The sequence below is a fragment of the Pseudomonas sp. AMR01 genome, assembly GCF_041946035.1.
Taxonomy (GTDB): Bacteria; Pseudomonadota; Gammaproteobacteria; order Pseudomonadales; family Pseudomonadaceae; genus Aquipseudomonas; species Aquipseudomonas antarctica_B.
The window spans coordinates 1-18,482 of the sequence record NZ_JAUTYR010000013.1; the positions used below are offsets into that span (position 1 = coordinate 1).

18 protein-coding genes are annotated in these 18,482 nt (G+C 59.4%); 14 read left to right on the forward strand and 4 right to left on the reverse strand.

Annotation, left to right across the window (positions count from 1 at the left end; all coding sequences use genetic code 11):
- Positions 1-127: 127 nt before the first annotated feature.
- Entirely contained in the window at positions 128-1,468 is a 1,341-nt protein-coding gene (locus Q7C20_RS13950; protein WP_375068053.1) for a spinster family MFS transporter, read from the reverse strand.
- A gap of 251 nt (positions 1,469-1,719) precedes the next feature.
- Between Q7C20_RS13950 and Q7C20_RS13955 the strand changes: the two genes are divergently transcribed.
- Together Q7C20_RS13955 and Q7C20_RS13960 are read left to right on the forward strand one after the other, a co-directional pair.
- Complete coding sequence (locus Q7C20_RS13955; RefSeq protein ID WP_348062016.1) at positions 1,720-2,085, forward strand: YkgJ family cysteine cluster protein; 366 nt, start codon at positions 1,720-1,722, stop codon at positions 2,083-2,085.
- Positions 2,086-2,224: 139 nt separating this feature from the next.
- Entirely contained in the window at positions 2,225-4,492 is a 2,268-nt protein-coding gene (locus tag Q7C20_RS13960; RefSeq protein ID WP_348062017.1) for a bifunctional diguanylate cyclase/phosphodiesterase, read from the forward strand.
- Positions 4,493-4,830: 338 nt separating this feature from the next.
- Here the strand turns inward: Q7C20_RS13960 and Q7C20_RS13965 are convergent, their stop codons facing one another.
- Complete coding sequence (locus Q7C20_RS13965) at positions 4,831-5,139, reverse strand: DUF2288 domain-containing protein (protein ID WP_348062018.1); 309 nt, start codon at positions 5,137-5,139, stop codon at positions 4,831-4,833.
- A 341-nt stretch (positions 5,140-5,480) separates the two neighbouring features.
- Here Q7C20_RS13965 and Q7C20_RS13970 point away from each other — a divergent pair, with 341 nt between their 5' ends.
- From Q7C20_RS13970 to Q7C20_RS14010, 9 genes are all read left to right on the forward strand, one after another.
- Positions 5,481-6,608 carry a branched-chain amino acid ABC transporter substrate-binding protein gene (locus Q7C20_RS13970; protein ID WP_348062019.1) on the forward strand — a complete coding sequence of 376 codons (1,128 nt, stop codon included), beginning with the start codon at positions 5,481-5,483 and terminating at the stop codon, positions 6,606-6,608.
- Positions 6,609-6,835: 227 nt separating this feature from the next.
- The gene (gene livH, locus Q7C20_RS13975) at positions 6,836-7,759 is read left to right on the forward strand and encodes a high-affinity branched-chain amino acid ABC transporter permease LivH (RefSeq protein WP_375068056.1); all 924 of its coding nucleotides are present in this window, start codon (positions 6,836-6,838) and stop codon (positions 7,757-7,759) included.
- A complete protein-coding gene (locus Q7C20_RS13980) occupies positions 7,756-9,009 on the forward strand; it encodes a high-affinity branched-chain amino acid ABC transporter permease LivM (RefSeq protein WP_375068058.1) in 1,254 nt (417 codons plus the stop codon). Before livH ends, Q7C20_RS13980 begins: the two co-directional genes overlap by 4 nt.
- Positions 9,006-9,773, forward strand: coding sequence for a high-affinity branched-chain amino acid ABC transporter ATP-binding protein LivG (livG, locus tag Q7C20_RS13985; protein WP_058425231.1), 768 nt, complete (start codon positions 9,006-9,008; stop codon positions 9,771-9,773). Before Q7C20_RS13980 ends, livG begins: the two co-directional genes overlap by 4 nt.
- A 1-nt stretch (position 9,774) precedes the next feature.
- Positions 9,775-10,476, forward strand: a complete 702-nt coding sequence (locus Q7C20_RS13990) for an ABC transporter ATP-binding protein (RefSeq protein ID WP_348059415.1) — start codon at positions 9,775-9,777, stop codon at positions 10,474-10,476.
- A gap of 199 nt (positions 10,477-10,675) precedes the next feature.
- Complete coding sequence (locus Q7C20_RS13995) at positions 10,676-10,981, forward strand: DUF2282 domain-containing protein (protein ID WP_348059417.1); 306 nt, start codon at positions 10,676-10,678, stop codon at positions 10,979-10,981.
- Positions 10,982-11,004: 23 nt separating this feature from the next.
- On the forward strand, positions 11,005-11,883 hold the full coding sequence (locus Q7C20_RS14000; RefSeq protein ID WP_375068060.1) for a DUF692 domain-containing protein: 879 nt from the start codon (positions 11,005-11,007) through the stop codon (positions 11,881-11,883).
- On the forward strand, positions 11,880-12,656 hold the full coding sequence (locus Q7C20_RS14005; RefSeq protein ID WP_375068062.1) for a putative DNA-binding domain-containing protein: 777 nt from the start codon (positions 11,880-11,882) through the stop codon (positions 12,654-12,656). Before Q7C20_RS14000 ends, Q7C20_RS14005 begins: the two co-directional genes overlap by 4 nt.
- The gene (locus Q7C20_RS14010; RefSeq protein ID WP_375068064.1) at positions 12,653-13,138 is read left to right on the forward strand and encodes a DoxX family protein; all 486 of its coding nucleotides are present in this window, start codon (positions 12,653-12,655) and stop codon (positions 13,136-13,138) included. Before Q7C20_RS14005 ends, Q7C20_RS14010 begins: the two co-directional genes overlap by 4 nt.
- Here Q7C20_RS14010 and Q7C20_RS14015 read toward each other — a convergent pair.
- Positions 13,135-14,043 (reverse strand): LysR family transcriptional regulator, encoded by a 909-nt coding sequence (locus Q7C20_RS14015; protein ID WP_375068066.1) that lies wholly within the window; start codon positions 14,041-14,043, stop codon positions 13,135-13,137. The genes Q7C20_RS14010 and Q7C20_RS14015 overlap by 4 nt on opposite strands.
- 104 nt (positions 14,044-14,147) lie before the next feature.
- Here Q7C20_RS14015 and Q7C20_RS14020 point away from each other — a divergent pair, with 104 nt between their 5' ends.
- From Q7C20_RS14020 to Q7C20_RS14030, 3 genes are all read left to right on the forward strand, one after another.
- On the forward strand, positions 14,148-14,747 hold the full coding sequence (locus Q7C20_RS14020) for a short chain dehydrogenase (protein ID WP_375068067.1): 600 nt from the start codon (positions 14,148-14,150) through the stop codon (positions 14,745-14,747).
- Positions 14,748-14,844: 97 nt separating this feature from the next.
- Positions 14,845-15,516: a hypothetical protein gene (locus tag Q7C20_RS14025; RefSeq protein WP_348059429.1), complete on the forward strand. Its 672-nt coding sequence runs from the start codon at positions 14,845-14,847 to the stop codon at positions 15,514-15,516.
- 106 nt (positions 15,517-15,622) lie between these two features.
- Entirely contained in the window at positions 15,623-17,236 is a 1,614-nt protein-coding gene (locus tag Q7C20_RS14030) for an NAD(P)/FAD-dependent oxidoreductase (protein WP_375068070.1), read from the forward strand.
- A 136-nt stretch (positions 17,237-17,372) separates the two neighbouring features.
- Here Q7C20_RS14030 and Q7C20_RS14035 read toward each other — a convergent pair whose 3' ends face one another.
- Positions 17,373-18,467 (reverse strand): PLP-dependent cysteine synthase family protein, encoded by a 1,095-nt coding sequence (locus tag Q7C20_RS14035; protein WP_375068071.1) that lies wholly within the window; start codon positions 18,465-18,467, stop codon positions 17,373-17,375.
- Between the last annotated feature and the right edge of the window lie 15 nt (positions 18,468-18,482).

Consider the following 18,482-nt stretch of genomic DNA (forward strand, 5'->3'; position numbering starts at 1 on the left):
AGTGGTGGGGCGAAGACCTTTTGGTTACTTTTGGGGCGTTTGCCAAAAGTGACCCGCTGTAAGAGCGGAACCAATTTCAGCCGTTACCCCAGCAATGGATATGCACTCAACCAATCCAACAAAAACCTCAAACCGTAGCAGCCAAAGCCGGCACCACCCCCAACCCATCCTTCATATTCTTAGCATCCCGCACAAAACACCGCGACGCCTGAAACAAAAACAACATCGTCAAAAACAACGCCACGGGAATCAAATACATGGCGTCATGCAACCCCACCGCCTTATAAGCCTCAGTCATCTGCAACGCCCCATCGGCATACATCGCCGAATGCGCAAAATGATCAGACAACCCTCCCACCACCACCGGCCCCATCCCCCCGCCCAACAAATACAACCCGGCAAAAAACAGCGCCATCGCCGTGGCCCGCAGGCGCGGTTCAACCACGTCCTGAATCGCCGTGTACACGCAGGTGTAAAAGTTATAGGCAAACAACCAGCCCACACTGAACAGCGCCACAAACACCCCAATCTCAATACGCCCGGCATGCAACGCCCACGCGGTAGTCACGGTAGAGATGATCAAGCTGAACGCCGCAAACAGCAGCCGCCCATTCGCAACCCGTTGATGAATCTTGTCGGCAACCCAGCCACCCAGGGTCAAGCCCACCAAACCGGTCACGCCAACGATTACCCCCGTGGCCACCGCCGCCTCCTGCAATGGCAACAGGAAATAACGCTGCAACATCGGCACCAGAAACGAATTGCACGCATAGGTCGCAAAGTTGAAACACAGCCCCGCCAGCACCAGCCACAGAAAAGTCGGTACCGCGAGCACGCGGCGAATCGGGCGGTCGACGCGTTCCTGGGAGACTTGCACGGTTTCCGCCGCGCCGCGCTTGGGTTCCTTGATGTAGAACATGAACACCGCCAGGATCATTCCCGGCACGGCGGCGATAAAGAACGGCGCGCGCCAGCTGTCGAACGCTTTGACCATCCAACCGATGGTAAAGAACGCCAGCAGCAGGCCCAACGGCAGCCCCAGCATGAAAATGCCCATGGCGCGGGCACGGCGGTGCGCCGGAAACAGATCACCGATCAGCGAATTGGCCGCCGGCGCGTAGCTGGCTTCTCCGATGCCGATGCCCATGCGCACCAGCAAAAACGTCCAGAAACTGCCGACCATGCCGTTGACCGCCGTCAACCCGCTCCAGGCGAACAGGCCCCAGCCCATCAATTTGCTGCGCGAACCGGTATCGGCCAGGCGCCCGAGCGGCAGCCCGGCGATGGCGTAGACGAGGGTGAAGGCGGTGCCGATGATGCCGAGCTGGAAGTCGCTCAGGTGCCATTCCATGCGGATGGGTTCGATGATGATCGCGGGAATGGTGCGGTCGAAGAAATTGAACAGGTTGGCGAGGAACAGCAGGAACAGAATGCGCCAGGCATTCGCCGCTTGGGTCGAGTTCTGCATGGGTCCGTCTCTTTTATTGTTATGAGAGCTGCGATGCCCGATGCATCCTGCCCGGTGTCTGCAACATAGTCAGGCGGGCAGCGCTTGTCTGTAATGATTCGTAAAGCTGATAGGGCGTAATTTCACCCGTCGCAACGGGACTTTCCCCACAAAAATATAACTGCGCGCCCCTCTTCCCAATGGCCATGGCGCGGATAGAATGGCGAGCCCTCCCGTAGCACACCCTCTTACTTTTCTTATCGATGACGCCCATGTCCGAAGCCAGTCCGTGTCTGAGTTGCGGTGCCTGCTGTTCACACTTTCGCGTGTCTTTCTTTTGGGGCGAGTGCGCCTCGTCGGGGGGCACGGTGCCCGATGACTTGGTGGTGCAAATCAACCCTACGCGCGTGGCGATGATAGGAACTGACCAGAAACCTACGCGTTGCTGCAGCCTTGAAGGAGAAGTGGGCAAAGGCACGCGTTGCTCGATCTATGAGCTGCGAGCCAGCCCGTGCCGCGAGTTTGATGCGTCCTGGAGCCAGGGCATGCAGAACGTCGAATGCGATACGGCGCGCGCCGCTTTTGGCTTGGCGCCGCTCGATGCGCCCTTCGAATTCGACCTGCCGATCAGCGCTTAGCATCAAACGCTATTGCAGGCATGCCAAAATCATTCAGAGCAAAGTGCCATGATCCGTTGCAAATCCTGCGAGGCTTCTATACTCGATGTCATAAGCCGTTGCTGCAGGCAATGGATCAATGACTTAGACGGGACACGCTATGGAATGGCTTGGTCTGCATTTTTTTACCGCCCTTCCGGACACCGGGTATTTATTACTCAATTGCAGCCATAACCCCTTTCTGGTGCTGCTGGCGTATCTGGTCGCCTGCGCGGCGGGTTTCGGCACGCTGGATATGGCCGAACGCGTCGGCCACGTAGAAGATCCTACCGCCCGCCGCCATTGGCGCTGGCTCGGCGCCGGGTGCCTGGCCGGGGGCATCTGGTCGACCCACTTCATCAGCATGCTGGCCTTCCAGGCGCCTATCGTCATTCATTACGAATTGGTCATGACGTTCGCCTCGCTGCTGATTGCACTGATTGCGTCGTTGTTTGCCATGCAGACCCTCAGTCATGCCCACCTGCGCTTTCATCAATACCTGCTCGCCTCAATCTGGATGGGTTTAGGCATTGCGCTGATGCACTACGTCGGCATGTCGGCCATGCGTTCCCAGGCGCAGGTGTATTTCGAGACGGGCCTGTTCATGGCGTCGGTGGGCATTGCCATCGGCGCCAGCCTCACGGCGTTGCTGCTGTCGTGCTACCTGCGCAACGACGTTGGCGTGTTTCATCAACTGCTCAAATATGCCGCCAGCCTGGTGCTCGGCGCCGGCATCCTGAGCATGCATTTCACCGGCATGGCCGCCATGCAAATGCTGGTGCCCAAGGGCGCCGACCTTTCCCTGTCGCAGAACAACAATCCCATTCAACTCGGCCTTTCTGTCGCGGTGATTACCTTGCTGGTGATCGGCAGCAGCATCAGCGCCGCCCTGGCGGACAAAAAGCTGCAGCACAAGGAACGCGACTTGCGCCGGGTCAACGCCCTGCTCAGCGAACTGGATCAGGCCCGCGCCTCGCTGCAACAGGTGGCCCACTACGACGCGCTCACCAGCCTGCTTAACCGCCGTGGCTTTAACCAGCTCTTCGCAGAAAAAGTCGCCGAAAAAACAGCCTGCAAGGGCATGATGGCGGTGATCTTCCTGGATATCGACCACTTCAAGCGCATCAATGACAGCCTTGGGCATGATGCCGGCGACCAGTTACTCACGGTGCTGGCCGGGCATATCAAGGGCTCGGTTCGCAGCCATGATGACGTGGTCGCACGCTTTGGCGGCGATGAGTTCTGCATTCTGATCAACATCCACCATCGTGATGAAGCGCGGCACATGGCCCAGCGCATCATGCAGAAGATGAAAGAACCCATCGAGCTGGCGGGTCGTCGCATGGTAATGACCACCAGTATCGGCATCAGCTTGTTTCCTGAAGACGGCGTGACCTGCGAAGAACTGCTTAAAACGGCAGATCTGGCGCTGTACCAGTCCAAAGACACCGGGCGTAACACCCTGAATTTCTTCAGTTCCAACCTGAAAACCCGTGCCTCTCTTGAGCTGCAACTGGAAGAGGAACTGCGGGCCGCACTGCGTGGCCGCAACGAGTTGGTGCTGTTTTATCAACCGATCTTCGACATGAAACTCGGCAAAGTCACACGCCTGGAAGCCTTGGTGCGCTGGCAGCACCCGCGGCACGGCTTACTGCCACCGGACCGGTTTATCGGCATCGCCGAAAGTAACGGGTTGATTGCCGACCTGGACCACTGGGTTTTACGTCAGGCCTGTCACGACTTGAGCCTGTTGTCTGACCGGGGCTACACGGAATTGACCATGGCCGTGAACTGTTCGGCCCTCAACTTGGCGCGTGATGAGCTGGCGGATGAGATCGAAGCTGCCCTGCGTTCCGCCGCCATTGCGGCCAACCGCCTTGAACTGGAAGTCACTGAAAATGCGCTGATGGGCAATATCGGCAGCACCCTGGCGCTGTTGCGGCAAATCCGTTCGCTGGGGGTGTCGCTGGCGATTGATGATTTCGGCACCGGGTATTCGTCGCTCGCCTATCTCAAGCGCCTGCCGCTTAACACGCTGAAGATTGATCGATCGTTTATTCAGGACATCCCCAAGTCGTCGGCCGATATCGAGATCGTCCAGGCGATAATCGGCATGGCCCACACCCTGCACCTGCACGTGGTCACCGAAGGCGTAGAAACCCAGGCGCAGTTCGACCTGCTGCTTAAACACGGCTGCGACTTCATCCAGGGCTACCTGTTAAGCCCGGCGGTGCCTGTCAACGAGATCATCGGTGTGATCCAGGGCATTCAGATTCGCAACCCGCTCTATTCTTCCAGCGGGGAAGACAACAAAGATGCTGCGACCTCGCCGAAAGAGCCTGCGCCCGCCCGGATGGGGCCGCCTTCCACGGTCAGGCCAATTCGCTGACCCAGGTCCCACAGAAAAGCTCACCTGTGTATGAAGGTGGTGAAGCCCTACTCGGTAAAAACTGTGGGAGCGGGCTTGCTCGCGAAGGCGGTGGGTCAGTGATGAATTTGGTGGCTGATACACCGCATTCGCGAGCAAGCCCGGTCCCACAGTTGGAACATCTATATACACACCAAGAAACACTTCCCCAAGCATTCCACCCCGAGGAAAACTGTTCCCGTGACGCTTACGTCACCCTCACCTGTGACCTTTCTCCACGGCAAGATGCCATCACCGCCCAACCAGTTACTCCACTACCCACATAAACCTGCAAAAAACCCGCACCTTTTCAGTGCGCTCTAATCTCGCGCCGCCCTTTCCTGGATCAAAATCCAAGGCGAAACAACCACCGCCCACAAGCTCGGATCCCGCTCAACCAAGTCCAATGCCCGCGTCGCAGACACCTCGCCAAGGCTCCCCGAAGCCAGCCACCCAGCGACTTTCTCGCGGTTATCCGCAGCCATTCCCTCGGCCGCTTCGATCAAATCCAGCCCGGCATCGACCCACAATAGGGCACCCTTGGCAAAGAACGGTTCAAGCTCCTTCCACGAAATTTCGGCGGTTTCACCGAGCAGCTTGGCATAGAGGGTGCTAGGTTCTTGCGTCATGGGAATTCACCTTGGGAAAAAATCGGCGCAATCATAACGTCGTGGCCCTCGCGGAAAAACCCAGTTGCAAATGAGTCACCGAACGAAAGTGTCAGGAAAGCCAAGGATTGCCCGAAACTCTGGCATCACCCCGCCGCAATTCTGTCTTTTTCTTTCATTTAAGCGACACCCTCGGGTTTTGCCCCCAGCAGCCAGCTTTTCAAGCGATCAACCGGCGCTCTACACTGTACCGGTACAGTTGCCAGAGCACTGCCGGGGGGATAGCCGAATTATCTGATCCGGTTCTGTAGCTCACAAGGCCGCTAGAACTATAAAAAATACAACAGCAAGAGTGGAGCACTATGAATAAGGCTACTAAGCAGATTTCCAAACTGTTTGCCGCTATGGTCCTGGCTGGGGTTGCCGGCCATTCGTTCGCAGCCGACACCATCAAGATCGGTATCGCCGGCCCTAAAACAGGCCCGGTGACGCAATACGGCGATATGCAATTCATGGGTGCCAAGCAGGCAATCGCCGACATCAACGCCAAGGGCGGCGTCGACGGTAAAATGCTCGAAGCCAAGGAATACGACGACGCTTGCGATCCAAAACAAGCGGTTGCCGTAGCCAACAAAGTGGTTAACGACGGCGTCAAGTTTGTAGTCGGTCACCTCTGCTCCAGCTCCACTCAGCCAGCGTCGGATATTTATGAAGACGAAGGCGTGATCATGATCACCCCGGCGGCAACCAGCCCGGAAATCACCGCGCGTGGCTACAAGCTGATCTTCCGCACCATTGGTCTGGACAGCGCCCAGGGCCCAGCGGCCGGCAACTACATCGCCGACTTCGTCAAACCGAAAGTGGTTGCGGTTATCCACGACAAACAGCAATACGGTGAAGGCATCGCCACCGCCGTTAAACAGACCCTTGAGAAGAAAGGCGTGAAGGTTGCGCTGTTCGAAGGCATCAACGCTGGCGACAAAGACTTCGCCTCGCTGATTCAGAAGCTCAAGCAAGCCAACGTCGACTTCGTTTACTACGGCGGCTACCACCCTGAGTTGGGCCTGATCCTGCGCCAAGCCAAGGAAAAAGGCGTAGACGCCAAGTTCATGGGCCCGGAAGGCGTCGGTAACGACTCCATCTCGCAAATTGCCCAGGGCGCTTCCGAAGGCCTGCTGGTCACCCTGCCGAAGTCTTTCGACACCGACCCTGCCAACAAGGCAATCGTTGAAGAGTTCGCCAAGAACAAGCAGGACCCAACCGGTCCGTTCGTGTTCCCGGCCTACTCGGCTGTTGAAGTCATCGCTGGCGGTATCGCTGCCGCGAAGTCCGAAGACACCGCCAAAGTGGCTGCTGCTATTCACGCAGGTACGTTCAAGACCCCTACCGGCGACCTGAGCTTTGACGCCAAGGGCGACCTGAAGGACTTCAAGTTCGTGGTCTACGAATGGCACTTCGGCAAACCAAAAACCGAAGCTTCCCCTCAGTAAGCCAGGCATTACTGGTCCAACAAGCCCACTGTGAGAGCAGTGGGCTTTGTTTTACGAGGTTTATGGGCCTGTCCCCCGCGATCCGGGCGCTGGCTCACCTGAAAATCTTAAAACCGTCACCAGCGGTTCGCTGGCAAACGCTTCGTGCAACCTGATCACAGAGCAGGGCACCGAGCCGGAAATGACTCCACCAGTGAAATGCGTATCGGGTTTTTAGGAGCGCTGTAATGCCTGAGATCTATCATTTTCTCCAAACGCTGGTTAACGGCATGACCGTTGGCAGCACCTATGCCTTGATAGCCATTGGCTACACGATGGTTTACGGCATCATTGGAATGATTAACTTCGCCCATGGCGAGGTGTACATGATTGGCTCCTACGTGGCCTTCATCGCCCTTGCCGGGCTGGCCATGCTGGGTATCCATTCCCTGCCGCTGTTGATGACCGCTGCGTTCCTGGCGTCGATCGTCGTAACCAGTGCCTACGGCTACAGTATCGAGCGGGTTGCCTACCGCCCGTTGCGTGGCAGCAACCGTTTGATCCCGCTGATTTCGGCTATCGGCATGTCGATTTTCCTGCAGAACACCGTATTGCTGTCCCAGGACTCCAAGGATAAGTCCATTCCCAACCTGATCCCGGGGAGCTTCTCCTTCGGCCCAGGTGGCGCACAAGAAGTGCTGATTTCGTACATGCAGGTCCTGGTTTTCGTCGTCACCCTGGCGGCCATGGTGGGCCTGACACTGTTCATCTCCCGCTCCCGTCTGGGGCGCGCCTGCCGGGCTTGCGCCGAAGACATCAAAATGGCCAACCTGCTGGGCATCAACACCAACAACATCATCGCCCTGACCTTCGTGATCGGTGCCGCACTGGCCGCCGTCGCGGCGGTGCTGCTGAGCATGCAATACGGCGTGATCAACCCCAACGCCGGTTTCCTGGTAGGCCTGAAGGCCTTTACCGCAGCAGTCTTGGGCGGCATCGGCAGTATTCCGGGCGCGATGCTCGGCGGGCTGGTGCTGGGTGTGGCTGAAGCCTTTGGCGCCGATGTGTTCGGCGACCAATACAAGGACGTCGTGGCGTTCGGCTTGTTGGTTCTGGTGTTGTTGTTCCGTCCGACCGGCATTCTGGGCCGTCCGGAGGTTGAGAAAGTATGAGCAGATATCTTAAATCGGCGTTTTTCAGCGCCTTGCTGGTATGGGCCGTGGCCTTTCCGGTTCTCGGCCTCAAGCTGAGCATTGTCGGCATTAACCTGGAAGTGCATGGCACTGGTCCCGTGACCCTGACCATCATCGCCCTGTGTTCGGTGTTGATGTTCCTGCGCGTGCTGTTCACCCAGCAGGTCGGTGCCCTGTTCAAAGGCAACCGTGGCCCGCTGGTGTCACCCAAGGTCAGCCAATTCCTGACCCTGCCGCGCACCCAGCGCTACATCATCATCGGCCTGGTCGTGGCGGCGCTGATCTGGCCGTTCTTCGGCTCGCGCGGCGCGGTCGACATCGCCACCCTGATCCTGATCTACGTGTTGCTGGGCCTGGGCCTGAACATCGTGGTGGGCCTGGCCGGCTTGCTCGACCTGGGTTACGTGGGCTTCTACGCCGTGGGTGCCTACACCTACGCGCTGCTCTCGCATTACCTGGGCTGGGGCTTCTGGATCTGCCTGCCACTGGCCGGCATGGCGGCGGCCACATTTGGCTTCCTGCTGGGCTTTCCGGTGCTGCGCTTGCGCGGTGACTATTTGGCGATCGTGACCCTGGGCTTCGGTGAAATCATCCGGCTGTTCCTGCGTAACCTCACCGACATTACCGGCGGCCCCAACGGCATCAGCAGCATTCCCAAGCCAACGTTCTTCGGGCTCTCGTTCGACCGCACCGCGGCTGAAGGCATGCAGACCTTCCACGAATACTTCGGGATCGACTACAACCCCGTGAGCAAAGTGGTGTTCCTGTACCTGGTGGCGTTGTTGCTGGCGCTGGCGGCCTTGTTCGTGATCAACCGTTTGCTGCGCATGCCGATCGGCCGTGCGTGGGAAGCGCTGCGCGAAGATGAAATCGCCTGCCGTGCATTGGGTATGAACCCTACCATCATCAAACTTTCAGCCTTCACCCTCGGGGCAACCTTCGCCGGTTTCGCTGGCAGTTTCTTTGCCGCTCGCCAAGGTTTGGTGACCCCGGAGTCGTTCACCTTTATCGAGTCGGCGATCATCCTCGCCATCGTGGTACTGGGTGGCATGGGCTCGCAGCTGGGTGTGATTCTGGCCGCAATCGTGATGATCCTGCTGCCGGAAATGATGCGTGAGTTCAGCGAATACCGCATGTTGATGTTCGGCGCCATGATGGTGCTGATGATGATCTGGCGCCCTCAAGGCCTGCTGCCCATGCAACGTCCACACATGGAGCTGCGCAAATGAGCCGCGAGATCCTGAAAGTCGAAAATCTGAGCATGCGCTTCGGCGGTTTGCTCGCGGTCAACGGCGTGGCCCTGACCGTGAAAGAGAAACAGGTCGTGGCGCTGATAGGCCCCAACGGCGCCGGCAAGACCACGGTGTTCAACTGCCTCACCGGTTTCTACAAGCCCAGCGGTGGCAGCATCCTGCTGGACGGCCAGCCGATCCAGGGCCTGGCCGGCCACGAAATCGCCCGCAAGGGCGTGGTGCGGACCTTCCAGAACGTGCGGTTGTTCAAGGACATGACGGCGGTTGAAAACCTGCTGATTGCCCAGCACCGTCACCTGAACACCAACTTCTTCGCCGGCCTGTTCAAAACCCCGTCGTTCCGCAAAAGCGAGCGCGAGGCCATGGAATACGCGGAATATTGGCTGGACAAGGTCAACCTGACCGAATTCGCCAACCGCCCCGCCGGCACTCTGGCCTATGGTCAGCAACGTCGTCTGGAAATCGCCCGCTGCATGATGACCCGTCCGCGGATCCTCATGCTCGACGAACCGGCCGCCGGCCTGAACCCCAAGGAAACCGAAGACCTCAAGGCGTTGATCAGCGTATTGCGTGAGGAAAACAACGCCACGGTGCTGTTGATCGAACACGACATGAAACTGGTCATGAGTATTTCCGACCACATCGTGGTGATCAACCAGGGCACGCCGCTGGCAGATGGGACGCCGGAGCAGATCCGCGATAATCCTGAAGTGATCAAAGCCTATTTGGGGGAAGCGTAAAATGCTGCAATTCGAAAACGTTTCCACTTTCTACGGCAAGATCCAGGCCTTGCACAGCGTCAACGTGGAAGTGCGCCAGGGTGAAATTGTCACGCTGATCGGCGCTAACGGTGCAGGCAAGTCGACCTTGTTGATGACTTTGTGCGGCTCGCCGCAAGCCCATAGCGGCAGCATCCGCTATATGGGTGAAGAACTGGTGGGCCAGCAGTCGTCGGAAATCATGCGCAAGAGCATTGCCGTGGTCCCGGAAGGCCGTCGGGTTTTTTCCCGCCTGACCGTGGAAGAGAACCTCGCCATGGGCGGGTTCTTCACCGACAAGGGCGACTACCAGGAGCAGATGGACAAGGTGTTGCACCTGTTCCCTCGGCTCAAGGAACGCTTCAGCCAGCGCGGCGGCACCATGTCCGGCGGCGAGCAGCAAATGCTCGCCATCGGCCGGGCGCTGATGAGCAAGCCCAAGCTGTTGCTGCTGGACGAACCTTCCCTGGGCCTGGCGCCGATCATCATCCAGCAGATCTTCGACATCATCGAACAGCTGCGCAAGGACGGTGTGACGGTGTTCCTGGTGGAGCAGAACGCCAACCAGGCGCTGAAAATCGCCGACCGCGCCTACGTGCTGGAAAACGGCCGGGTGGTGATGCAGGGCACCGGTGAGCAATTACTCACCGATCCGAAGGTGCGTGAGGCGTATCTCGGCGGGTAACACTGCCCCATCTGAAAACGGCCTTTACAGGCCGTTTTTTTTGGCTGACTTTCAGGCCTCGCTCACTCCGCAGTCCGTTTCCTACAAAAACATAAGAATTTTCAATCTGTTTGTAACGTACGAATCCCGGCACGCTCTAGTAGGTCAAGAAGGCGCAATTGCTTTCCTGATTCAACATTCCTACTACTGGAGAAACACCATGAAAAACGCTACCCGTTCCCTGTCTGCCGCTACCCTGATCCTGGCCCTCGGTTCCGCTTTGAGCTTGTCCGCCATCACCACGGCCCATGCTGCCGACGCAAAAATGGACAAATGCTTCGGCATCGCTGAAGCCGCCAAGAACGATTGCGCCGCAGGCGCCGGCACCTCCTGCGCCGGCACCTCGAAAACTAAAGACCAGGCCAACGCCTGGAAACTGGTCCCTGCCGGCACCTGCGGCAAAACCCCCAGCACCACCTCGCCGACCGGTTTCGGTCAGGAAGCTGCCTTCACCGCCAAGTCCTGAAACCCTGCGCAACCTGAGTACTGATGATGACGCTTTCACCCCAACACACGGTCTCGCCAGCTCAGGTACCCGGCCTCCCCTACAGGGCCGGGCTGGGGCTGAAGAACGAGCACTTCCTCGAAGTGCTCGATACCTCGCCCGACATTGGTTTTTTTGAAGTGCACGCCGAAAACTACATGGTCGCCGGCGGCCCGTTTCATCACTACCTGGGTTTGATCCGCGAGCGGTACCCACTGTCGTTGCACGGCGTGGGTCTGTCTATCGGCGGCGAAGGCCCGTTGAACCGTGAGCACCTGGCACGGTTGGCCACGCTGATCGAACGCTATCAACCCCAGTCTTTTTCCGAACACCTGGCCTGGTCCAGCCACGGCCCGGTGTTTCTTAATGACTTGCTGCCTCTGGCCTACGATGCCGCCACCCTGAACCGGGTGTGCGAACACATCGATCAGGTGCAAAGCACGCTCAAGCGGCCAATGCTGCTGGAGAATCCGTCGACTTACCTGCAGTTCCAGCACTCCACACTGGATGAAACAGACTTTGTCAGCGAGATCATCCGCCGCACCGGTTGCGGCCTGCTGCTGGACGTCAACAACGTTTATGTGTCGTGCATCAATCACCAGCGCAACCCGCTTTCCTACATCGATGCGCTGCCGTTGCGCGCGGTGGGTGAGATTCATCTGGCGGGCTTTGCCGAAGACACCGACAACCTGGGCGACCGCCTGCTGATTGATGACCACGGCGCACCCGTCGACAACGCGGTATGGCAGCTGTATGAACAGGTACTGACGCGCACCGGCCCGGTGGCTACGCTGATCGAACGGGATAATCAGGTGCCTGCGTTCAGCGTGCTGCAAGCCGAAGCCAAACACGCCGACTGGCATTTGCTGCAGGTCACCCCATGAGCGTTCAAGCCGCGTTTGCCAATGCCCTGCTCGCGCCCGACCAGGCCTGCCCCGAGGGCGTGTTCAGCAGCAACGGCGCCGACCCTGCCAGCCGTTTTGCGGTGTACCGCAATAACGTCCACAGCTCATTGATCAACGCACTCGCGGCGGCTTACCCGGTGACGTTGCAATTGGTCGGCGAGGCATTCTTCCGCGCAATGGCGGGCCTGTTTGTACAGGCGTCCCCGCCCACCAGCCCGTTGATGAGCAAGTACGGCAGTGCGTTTGCTGCCTTCATTCAAGACTTTGAGCCCGCTGCCAGCGTGCCCTACCTCGCTGATGTTGCACGCCTGGAACGACTGCGCGTAGGCGCCTATCACGCGGCGGATACACAGCTACTGGACCGGCAAACGGTTCTTCAAGCACTGCAAGGCCAGACGGACCTGGGGAAACTGCGCGTGCAGTTGCATCCGTCTGTTTCAGCCTTCAGTTCCGCCTATGCCGTTGTTGCCGTGTGGGCAGCGCACCAGGCCGAGGGCGCCATGGACAGCTTGAATCCCTGGCATGCCCAGGGCGCGCTGGTCTTGCGCCAAGGCTTGACCGTCAAGGTGTTCGCCATCGACAGCGGCTCGGTCGCCTTTATCAATAGCCTGAACAACGGCGCCGAACTGGAGATGGCGGTGGCTCTCGCCCTCGAAGCCTTCAGCGAATTCGACCTGAATCAATGCCTGACGCTGTTGATCAGCCACGACACACTCACTCATCTGCACCCAGAACAAAAGGAATCGCCATGAGCACCTCGCCTTCAAACCCTATCAATCGAGTCATCGAGCTGTTCGAGAAAATCCCCTACAGCCTGATCGCCTTTCTCGCACGGTTCTCCATTGCGGCGGTGTTCTGGAAGTCCGGGCAAACCAAGGTGGAAGGCTTTGCCATCGACCTGATCAATGGCACCTTTCAGCTCGGCGTGCCACGCCTGGCTGCCTCTACCGTGCCGCTGTTTCAGAGCGAATACCGAGTGCCGTTGCTCTCGCCCGAGGTGGCTGCGCACATGTCGGCGTTTGCCGAACACATCTTTCCCGCGCTGATCCTGGTGGGTTTTGCCACACGCTTCTCGGCCCTGGCGCTGATCGGGATGACCCTGACCATCCAGCTCTTCGTCTATCCGGACGCCTACCCAACCCACGGCACCTGGATCGCGATCTTGCTGCTGTTGGTGGCGAAAGGTCCGGGCCGCCTGTCCATCGACCACCTGATTGCACGTCGCTACCGTTAAAGACGGTCCAGGGCTTCGCCGCTGCGTTTGAACCAGTCAACCAAATAGTCAGCGAGCACTTGGGTGCGTCGCGGCAAGCCGCCCTGATAGGGGTGCACCAAGTACATCGGCATGCTCCGCGTCTGATAATCGCGCAGGAGCCAGCGCAATCTGCCGTCAGCCAATTCTGCAGGTAATGCATAGGACGGCAGACGCGCGATGCCGGCGCCCACCAGCGCGGCTTTTTTCAACAGGTTGTAATGGTTGGAGGCAAAGGTGCCGCTGACCCGCACCCGCAGCAGTTCATGTTGCTGGTGGTAAAGCCATTCCTCTCGCCCGCTGTAATGACTGTTGAGCAGGCAGGTGTGGGTGGCGAGATCGGCCGGGGTCAGTGGCTCACCGTATTCCTCAAGATAGGCCGGGCTGGCGCAGGTCATTTCGTGCCAGGCCAGCAGCGGCTTGGCCACCAGGCGCTCATTGTCGACAGCCCCCGAGCGCACCCCCAAATCAAAGCCGTCCCGTGCCAGATCGTGGCACCGGTTGTTCAGCTCCAGTTCGATCTGCACCTGCGGGTACCTTTTGTGAAACTCCAACAGCAGGCCATCAAAAAAGGTTTCGCCCAACGACACCGGGACCGTCATACGCACAGGCCCGGCCAGGTCGTCCTTGAGCCGCGCCAGTGCCTGACGAGCGCGGTCGACTTGTACTACGAGCGCCTGGGCCTGAGGCAACAACGCCGCACCGGCGGCGGTGAGGCTGAGCTTGCGCGTGGTGCGGTGCAGCAACACCACGCAATACTGCGCCTCCAATTGGCTGATGCGTTTGGACAGCTGGCCTTTGCTGCAACCCAATTGCTCGGCGGCCACGGTGAAACTGCCGGCTTCGATCAGTACGGCAAAGGCCGCCAGGTCATCCATCTCGCTCATGGATTGTTTCCATTTGAAAACCAAAGGTTGCCCATTAGCACGTTTATCCAGGTGAAAAGCCACCCTAGACTGAATCCTTACTTACCCCTTGGAGGAACAGTACGATGAAAATCCTATTGATTGGAGCCAGCGGCACGGTCGGTTCAGCGGTCAAGGCCGAACTGGCGCAGCGTCACGAAGTGATCAGCATCGGCCGCAGCAGTGGCGATTTCCAGGTGAACATCAGCGACAGCGCCTCGATCCGCGCACTGTTCGAACAGACCGGCAGGTTCGATGCACTGGTCTGCGCGGCAGGCAGCGTCAACTTTGTCGCATTGGGTGACATGAGCGAGGCCGACTTCGAACTGGGCCTGCGCGACAAGCTGATGGGCCAGGTCAACCTGCTGTTGATTGGCCGCGAATACGCCAACGACGGCGCGTCGTTCACCTTCACCAGCGGCATTCTCAACCGTGACCCGATCCGCACCGGCGCCTCGGCGGCCCTGGTCAATGGTGCACTGGACGCCTTTGTTAAAGCGGCGGCTATCGAATTGCCACGCGGCCTGCGGGTCAACTCGGTAAGCCCGACCGTCCTGCTCGAAGCCATGGACAGTTATGCGCCGTATTTCCGTGGCTACAAACCGGCGCCGGGTGCAGACGTGGCGCTGGCCTACGCGAAAAGCGTCGAGGGCCTGCAGACAGGCCAGACGTTTATCGTCGGCTGACTTTCACGTCTGTAAGAATTGCCTGAAGCTCGCAGGCGCACTTGTGATGCGGCGCCAGCCTGCGTAACGTGGCGGCACTTGTTTGGAGACCCGATAAATGCGTGCCGCCCGTACCTTAGTTCTATGTGCCTTGCTGCCCCTTTTCAGCGCTTGCCAGGTGTTCGAAAGCGAACCGGCCAAACCGTCTACCGTCGGGATGACCCGTATGCAGGGCGAATTGACGGCTGTCGGCGGCAAGCTGGTGTTCCAGCCTTGCAATGACAAACGCAACTACGTGGTCAACGACACCGGCGGCACCAGCGTCCTGCAAGAGGCCGCCTCTCTGGCCGGCCAGCAAGGCGCATTGTTTGCCGACTTGCGCGGCAAGTTCTCCGGGGTTGCCAGTGGCACTCAGGGCTCAGTGGACCTGCAACAGCTCTACCGCGTCGAGCGCTCCACCTCCGCCTGCAATGACCCGGACTTCAAACGCATGATCCTGCGCGCCAACGGCCATAAACCGGCCTGGGCGATGAACGTTACCGCCAAAGGCATGGTGCTGGAACGCGAGGGCCAGCCACCTCTGGCAGTGCCCTACGTCGAAGAGCAAATCGGTGACGGCCGCTTCAACCTGATGACCGAAGCCAACAACCAGCACGTCGAACTGTGGGTTGCTCCGCAGCGTTGCGTCGACCCGGTCAGCGGCAGCCTGCAACACATGACCGCCGAGTTGCGCGTCAACGGCCAGGTCCAGCGTGGTTGCGCCGCATTTGGCGGTTCGCGCGACGACTGATTACGCCCTGCGCTGTTTTAACATGACGGAAAACCGCCTTTGGGGCTTATAATCGCCGGTTTGCAAAACAGCCGGCCTCTTTGTCCGCCGCCTACCGGATCCTGTCATGTTACGAATCACCGAACTCAAGCTGCCCATCGACCATCCCGAAGAAGACCTGCGGCCTGCCATCGTGCAGCGCCTGGGCGTCGCCAGTGATGACCTGCTCGATTTCACCCTGTTCAAGCGCAGCTACGACGCCCGCAAAAAATCGTCAGAGCTGTGCTTCATCTACACCGTCGACCTGAACGTGAAGGGCGAAGCTGCCCTGCTGCTCAAGTTTGCCGACGACCGCAACATCAACCCGGCGCCGGACGTCAGCTACAAAGTCGTCGGCCATGCGCCAGAAGGCTTGGTTGAACGGCCGATCGTGGTGGGTTTTGGCCCGTGCGGGATTTTCGCCGGGCTGCTGCTCGCGCAAATGGGTTTCAAGCCGATCATCCTTGAGCGCGGTCGCGAAGTGCGCCAGCGCACCAAGGACACCTGGGCCTTGTGGCGCAAAAACGTGCTCAACCCAGAGTCCAACGTGCAATTCGGTGAAGGCGGCGCCGGGACTTTTTCCGACGGCAAGCTCTACAGCCAGATCAAGGACCCGAAATTCCACGGTCGCAAAGTGCTGCACGAGTTCGTCAAAGCCGGCGCCCCGGAAGAAATCCTGTATGTCAGCAAGCCGCATATCGGCACCTTCCGCCTGACCGGTGTGGTGGAACACATGCGCCAGCAAATCATCGCCCTCGGCGGTGAAGTGCGCTTCGAACAGCGCGTGACCGACGTGCTGATCGAGGACGGCCAGTTGAACGGTGTGGTCGTGGATGGCGGCGAGCAGATCCTCTCCAGGCACGTGATCCTCGCCCTCGGCCACAGCGCCCGCGACACGTTCCGCATGCTCCATGGCCGTGGCGTGTACATGGAAGCCAAGCCGTTTTCCGTGGGTTTTCGCATCGAACATCCACAGTCGCTGATCGACGCCGCGCGGCTGGGCAAATACGCCGGGCACCCGAAACTCGGCGCCGCCGACTACAAACTGGTGCACCACGCCAAGAACGGCCGTTCGGTCTACAGCTTCTGCATGTGCCCTGGCGGCACCGTGGTTGCCGCGACCTCCGAGCCTGGCCGTGTTGTCACCAATGGCATGAGCCAGTATTCGCGTAACGAGCGTAACGCCAACTCCGGCATCGTGGTCGGCATCACGCCCGAGGTGGATTATCCAGGCGGCCCGCTGGCCGGTATCGAGTTGCAGGAACGCCTGGAGTCCCACGCCTATATCCTCGGCGGCAGCAACTATGAGGCCCCGGCGCAATTGGTGGGTGATTTCATCGCGGGTAAACCGTCCACCGCCATCGGCAGTGTGGAGCCGTCCTACAAGCCGGGCGTGGCACTGGGCGATTTGGCCCTGGCGTTGCCGGAGTTTGCCATCGAAGCCATTCGTGAAGCACTGCCGGCGTTCGAGAAGCAGATCAAGGGCTACTCGCTGCACGATGCCGTGTTGACCGGTATCGAGACCCGCACATCGTCGCCGCTGCGAATTACCCGTGACGACTCGATGCAGAGTTTGAACGTGAAAGGCCTGTTCCCGGCGGGTGAAGGCGCAGGGTATGCCGGTGGGATTTTGTCGGCGGGTGTAGACGGGATTCGGATTGCCGAAGCGTTGGCGCGGGATATGTTGGGCCTGGAGGCCTGACAGCGAATCTGAAAACACCGCAATTTAAATGTGGGAGCGGGCTTGCTCGCGAAAGCGGAGTGTCAGTCGATGAATCTTTTGACTGACCCACCGCTTTCGCGAGCAAGCCCGCTCCCACATTTGGTTTTGCGTTGTGTCAGATGTTTGCGCGCAGGATCGATTCCGGCAACGGCTCGCCGCGTTCAACACTGGCCGCCACGGTCGCAATCAACCCTTCCAGCGCATACCCCTGCCCCGTCAGCCAGGCCTGATCATAGTAAGTCGTCGCATACCGCTCGCCGCCATCACACAGGATCGCCACGATCGACCCCGACTCCCCCGCCGCTTTCATCTGCTGGGCCGCCATCAGAGCGCCAATCAGGTTAGTCCCGCTGGAACCCCCGACCCGCCGCCCCAGGCGCTCGGCCAAGTAATGCATGGCCGCCAGCGACAAGGCATCCGGCACTTTGACCATGGCATCAATCACGTTCGGCAAAAACGACGCTTCCACCCGTGGCCGGCCGATACCTTCAATGCGCGAGCCGCAGTCCAGGCGCAGGCTGGCGTCGCCGGTTTGGTAGAAGTCGAAGAACACCGACTGCTCGGCGTCGGCACACAGCACACGGGTGCAATGCTGGCGATAGCGCACATAGCGCCCCAAGGTCGCGGTGGTGCCGCCGGTGCCGGGGCTGGAAATCAGCCAGCTCGGCTCGGGGTAATGCTCGAAGCGCATCTGCTGGAAAATCGACTCGGCGATGTTGTTGTTTGCCCGCCAGTCGGTAGCGCGTTCGGCGTAGGTGAACTGGTCCATGAAGTGCCCGCCACTTTCCGTCGCCAGGCGTTCGGACTCGGCGTAGATCTGCGTCGGATCTTTCACCAAGTGGCTCTTGCCACCGTAAAAGGCGATCTGGTCAATCTTCGCCTGAGACGTCGTGGCCGGCATGACCGCGATAAACGGCAGGCCCAGCAAACGTGCAAAGTAAGCCTCCGAAACCGCTGTTGAACCGCTGGACGCCTCGATCACCGGCGCCCCCGGCTTGAGCCAGCCATTACACAAGGCATACAGAAACAACGACCGCGCCAGCCGATGTTTCAGGCTGCCGGTAGGGTGGCTGGACTCATCCTTGAAATACAACTCGATACCCGGCAACCCCGGCAATGGCAAAGGGATCAGGTGCGTGTCGGCGCTACGCTGGAAGTCCGCTTCAATAATGCGAATGGCTTCGCGGGCCCAGGTACGGTGGTCGTTCATAAAGTGCGTCTCTGA

Coding starts and splice junctions, on each gene's coding strand:
- Q7C20_RS13950 (WP_375068053.1), bottom strand. CDS start 1,468: ATGCAGAACTCGACCCAAGCGGCGAATGCCTGGCGCATTCTGTTCCTG.
- Q7C20_RS13955 (WP_348062016.1), top strand. CDS start 1,720: ATGTCCGAAGCCAGTCCGTGTCTGAGTTGCGGTGCCTGCTGTTCACAC.
- Q7C20_RS13960 (WP_348062017.1), top strand. CDS start 2,225: ATGGAATGGCTTGGTCTGCATTTTTTTACCGCCCTTCCGGACACCGGG.
- Q7C20_RS13965 (WP_348062018.1), bottom strand. CDS start 5,139: ATGACGCAAGAACCTAGCACCCTCTATGCCAAGCTGCTCGGTGAAACC.
- Q7C20_RS13970 (WP_348062019.1), top strand. CDS start 5,481: ATGAATAAGGCTACTAAGCAGATTTCCAAACTGTTTGCCGCTATGGTC.
- livH (WP_375068056.1), top strand. CDS start 6,836: ATGCCTGAGATCTATCATTTTCTCCAAACGCTGGTTAACGGCATGACC.
- Q7C20_RS13980 (WP_375068058.1), top strand. CDS start 7,756: ATGAGCAGATATCTTAAATCGGCGTTTTTCAGCGCCTTGCTGGTATGG.
- livG (WP_058425231.1), top strand. CDS start 9,006: ATGAGCCGCGAGATCCTGAAAGTCGAAAATCTGAGCATGCGCTTCGGC.
- Q7C20_RS13990 (WP_348059415.1), top strand. CDS start 9,775: ATGCTGCAATTCGAAAACGTTTCCACTTTCTACGGCAAGATCCAGGCC.
- Q7C20_RS13995 (WP_348059417.1), top strand. CDS start 10,676: ATGAAAAACGCTACCCGTTCCCTGTCTGCCGCTACCCTGATCCTGGCC.
- Q7C20_RS14000 (WP_375068060.1), top strand. CDS start 11,005: ATGATGACGCTTTCACCCCAACACACGGTCTCGCCAGCTCAGGTACCC.
- Q7C20_RS14005 (WP_375068062.1), top strand. CDS start 11,880: ATGAGCGTTCAAGCCGCGTTTGCCAATGCCCTGCTCGCGCCCGACCAG.
- Q7C20_RS14010 (WP_375068064.1), top strand. CDS start 12,653: ATGAGCACCTCGCCTTCAAACCCTATCAATCGAGTCATCGAGCTGTTC.
- Q7C20_RS14015 (WP_375068066.1), bottom strand. CDS start 14,043: ATGAGCGAGATGGATGACCTGGCGGCCTTTGCCGTACTGATCGAAGCC.
- Q7C20_RS14020 (WP_375068067.1), top strand. CDS start 14,148: ATGAAAATCCTATTGATTGGAGCCAGCGGCACGGTCGGTTCAGCGGTC.
- Q7C20_RS14025 (WP_348059429.1), top strand. CDS start 14,845: ATGCGTGCCGCCCGTACCTTAGTTCTATGTGCCTTGCTGCCCCTTTTC.
- Q7C20_RS14030 (WP_375068070.1), top strand. CDS start 15,623: ATGTTACGAATCACCGAACTCAAGCTGCCCATCGACCATCCCGAAGAA.
- Q7C20_RS14035 (WP_375068071.1), bottom strand. CDS start 18,467: ATGAACGACCACCGTACCTGGGCCCGCGAAGCCATTCGCATTATTGAA.